1 protein-coding gene is annotated in these 4387 nt (G+C 53.3%); it reads left to right on the top strand.

The window, feature by feature from the left end; all coding sequences use genetic code 11:
• Window positions 1-15 precede the first annotated feature (15 nt).
• Window positions 16-4215: a SpaA isopeptide-forming pilin-related protein gene (locus QZ305_RS11530; RefSeq protein ID WP_294732136.1), complete on the top strand. Its 4200-nt coding sequence runs from the start codon at window positions 16-18 to the stop codon at window positions 4213-4215.
• Window positions 4216-4387 lie beyond the last annotated feature (172 nt).

Consider the following 4387-nt stretch of genomic DNA (forward strand, 5'->3'; position numbering starts at 1 on the left):
ATGGAGGTAAGTAGATTGAAGAAGTTAAAAGAAAGATTGAAAAGAGGGCTTGCCCTGATGATGGCGGCGGCATCCATTGTTTCCGTGCTTCCGTCCATGAACGTGTCGGCGGCGTCGCAAACAGCGAAGATTACCTTTGCGTACTGCCATGACGGGGCAGGCAACGCCATCCGTTACCAGCAGACCGTCACCCACGACGGGAGGGTATGCGGAGAGGCGGGGGAGGCAAGAACCCGTATCTATGCGGACGGGGAGCCTGCCTTCTGTATCCAGCCGGGCGTGTCGCTGCATACCGGGAACACATTGCAGGCAAATGCGTCCGAAACATGGAACGCCTTAAGCGGGAGCCAGAGGGACGCCGTGAACCTTGCGCTTCTGTACGGTTCGCAGGGCAGCATGGGGAGCCTTCCCGGTTCCGAGGATGAAAAGGTGGTTGCCACGCAGATGGTCATATGGGAGATTGTGACCGGGTGCAGGAACGCCAATGCCCCGTATAACCAGACAGACGGAAAGTTTTATAACAGCATCTGCGCAAACGGGGCAAACGGCGGTGTGTCCGCAGCGTACAGCCAGATTGTGGCGGGTATGCAGGAACACGGGACAATCCCCAGCTTTGCGTCTACCGACAGGAATGCAGTTGTAAAGGAGCTTTCATGGGACGGGGATAAATACGTTGTGAAATTGACGGATACGAACGGGGTTTTATCAAAATATAACTTCACCTCATCCAACAGCAGCGTGTCCGTGAGTGCGTCCGGCAATACGCTCACCATCAGTTCCAAAAAGGCGGTGACGGAGGACGTGCTTTTATCCGCAACCAGGAGAAGCCCGGCAGTCAGCGGCACACTGGTAGCCTATGGCGATGCGTCTTTGCAGGACGTCGTGGTGGGCGTGGAGAGCGCAGCCGACATCACGGTTTACCTGAGCGTGAAAATCCCTTACGGCCATGTGCAGATTGTGAAAACGTCCGAGGACGGGATTGTGGAGGGTTTAAGGTTCCAGATTACGGGCAACGGAATCAACAAAACAGTGGTTACGGGGAAGAACGGAAAGATTAAGGTGGAGAACCTGAATCCGGGAACCTACACCGTGACCGAACTGACAGAGGATCGCTATGAGCCGCAGAAATCACAGAAAGTGACCGTTGCAGGCGGGCAGACCGCAAAGGTGGAATTCTCCAACATCTTAAAGCGTGGGGATTTGAAAGTAATCAAAGGCTCCGAGGACAATCTGGTGGAGGGCGTGAGGTTCCATTTATACGGGACTTCCCTCTCCGGCGCAACGGTAGATGAGTATGCAGTGACCGACAGGAACGGTGTCGCTATGTTCTCTAACATCCTCATTTCCGGCTCCACGCCATATACCCTTGAGGAAGTGGACACCGCAGTCCGCTATGTCATCCCCAAGAAGCAGAGCGTCACAATCAAGTGGAAGGAAGTCACCAGCGCAACCGTGACCAACATTTTAAAGAAGTTCCGTGTCAACGTGACAAAAACAGATAAGGAAACCGGGGAGCCGCAGGGTGACGCAACTCTGGCGGGCGCAGTGTATGGCATTTATGACGGGGACACCCTGATCGACACCTACACCACCGACAGCGAGGGGAAATTCACCACGAAATATTATATCTGCGGCAATAACTGGAGCGTCCGGGAGATTACGCCATCCGAGGGTTACCTTTTGGATGAAACCGTACACCATGTAGGGGCGGAGCCGGAGAATTACACCATTGAGCTGAACACCACGTCCAATGACGTGACGGAGCAGGCCATCAAAGGGCGCATTTCCATCATCAAGCACACCGATGACGGAAGCACACAGATTGAAACGCCGGAGGAGGGCGCAGAATTTCAGGTATATCTGAAGCGTTCCGGCAGCTATGACAATGCGAAAGAGAGCGAGCGTGACACGCTGGTATGCGATGAGTACGGCTATGCGGAAACAAAAGACCTGCCTTATGGCGTTTACACCGTCCACCAGACCAAAGGTTGGGAAGGCAGCGAGCTGATGAAGGATTTTGACGTGTATGTCAGCAAAGACGGGGAGGTTTACCGCTACCTGATCAACAACAGGCCGTTTGCGTCCTATATCAAGATTGTGAAGAAAGACGCTGAAACCGGGAACACCATCCCCCTTGCAGGCGCAGGCTACCAGATTTATGACAGCGCAGGGGAGCTTGTCACCATGAAGTACACCTACCCGGAAGTGACAACGCTGGATACGTTCTACACCGGGGCGGACGGATACCTGATTACGCCGGAGGAGCTGCCTTTTGGGGAGTACACAATGGTTGAGGTGCAGGCTCCCTATGGCTATGTGCTGGATTCCACGCCCATCCCGTTCACCGTGGCGCAGGAAAACTCCACCGAGGAAAGCGGCGTCACTGTTGTGGTGACGGAGCAGAAGAACGTGCCGCAGAAAGGAAAAATCCTTGTGTCAAAGACCGCCGAGGAATTTGCAGGCGTGCAGGTTTCCGGTGACGGCTTCATCGACAAAGACGGGGATTTAACCGAGGACGGCAGCATCTATACCCCGGTCTATGAAGTGGCCGGGAAAGCGGGGGCGGTATATGAAATCATCGCCGCAGAGGACATTGTGACGCAGGACGGAACTGTGCGTGCAGGCGCAGGGGAAGTCGTGGACACCGTCACTACCGATGAGGACGGGAACGCAGAGACGAAAGAGCTGTATCTGGGAAAATATAAAGTCGTGGAAGTGACTGCGCCCGATGGATGTGTGCTGAATATCGAAGCCCATGAAATCGAGCTGGTCTATGCGGGGCAGGAAGTTTCCGTGACGGAAACCGACACCGCCTTTTACAATGAACGCCAGAAAGTGACGGTTGACTTAACAAAAGCACTGGAGCAGGACGAAGCCTTTGGCATTGGGAACAAAGGGGAAATCCAGAACGTAGCCTTTGGGCTGTATGCGGCAGAGGACTTGACCGCTTCCAATGGTGACGTCATCCCGGCAGACGGACTCATTGAGATTGTGTTCTGCAGCACGGACAGCATGGCATTTTTCGCCAGCGACCTGCCTTTTGGCAGTTACTATGTGAAAGAGGTATGCACCGACCAGCACTATATCCTTTCCGATGAGAAATACCCGGTGGAGTTCTCCTATCAGGGGCAGGATGCGGCGCTTGTAAGCATCCATGTGCAGGACGGGGAACCCATTGAAAATGAGCTGCTCCGTGGAAGGATTGAGGGAATCAAAGTGGACACGGAGGACAAGCCGTTGGAAAATGCCACCATCGGCCTGTTTTCGGCAGGCACGGAGGAATTTACCGAAGATACCGCACTGCTGGTGTCCGTAACAGACGCAGACGGGGCATTTGCCTTTGAGGACGTGCCGTTTGGAACCTATATCGTGCGGGAGATTGCGGCACCGGAGGGGTATGTGCTGAACGAAGCGCTGCATTATGTTTCTGTTACGGTAAACGAAGAAGTGATTGAGATTAAAATCACGGATAAGCTGATTATCGGCAGCGTCCGTCTGACAAAGGTTGACGCAGACTACCCGGCAAACAAGCTGACAGGCGCAGTCTTTGAGCTGTATCAGGACACAGACGGAAACCAGAAATTCAACCCGAAGAAAGACGCACTGGTTGCTGAAATCCCGGAAATCTCCGAAGGCATTTACCAGACGGACGGGTTATTGTATGGCGGTTACTTTGTAAAAGAAAAGACAGCGCCGGAAGGGTTTGTGCTGGATGAAAATGCTTATTTCTTTGAGATAAACGAGGACGGGAAGATTGTGGATGTGGAGAACGAGGCAGGCGTAGGGTTCATCAATAAGCCGATTACCGGAAAGCTGGAGCTGACAAAGACGGACGTATCCGACGGGAAGCTGCTCCCCAATGCAAAGTTCCGCATTAAGGATGAGGACGGGAATGTAGTTGCAACGGGCGTGACCGATCAGGACGGGCTTGCCACCTTTACGCTCCGCTATGGCAAGTACACCTATCAGGAATATGACGCACCGGAAGGCTACCTGATTGACGAAAGGGAGTTCCCGTTTGAAATCAAAGAGGACGGGCAGGTTGTGAAAGCGGCCATGACCAATGAGAAAAAGCCAGTGGAGATTATCACCACGCCAAAGACAGGCGATGAGAGCAACGTGGGGTTGTGGATTGCCTTATCCGCTTTATCCGTGGCGGGGATCGGCGTGTTCGGCGTTCTGGCGGCAATGAGCAGGAAAAGGAAGGAGGACTAAGGTTATTATGAAAGCAAAGACAGGAATCAGTATTGCGCTTGTGGCATTTATCGTGGTTGCAGCGGTATTCTTAAAAATCCGCAGGAAGAAAGGGTAAAACAAACCCATGCGGTAATTCAGGCAAATCTATGCAGGAAGTGTTACGGGGGCGGCGGTAAGCCGCCCTTTACAT

The organism is uncultured Faecalibaculum sp. (assembly GCF_910588395.1).
Lineage (GTDB): Bacteria > Bacillota_I > Bacilli_A > Erysipelotrichales > Erysipelotrichaceae > Faecalibaculum.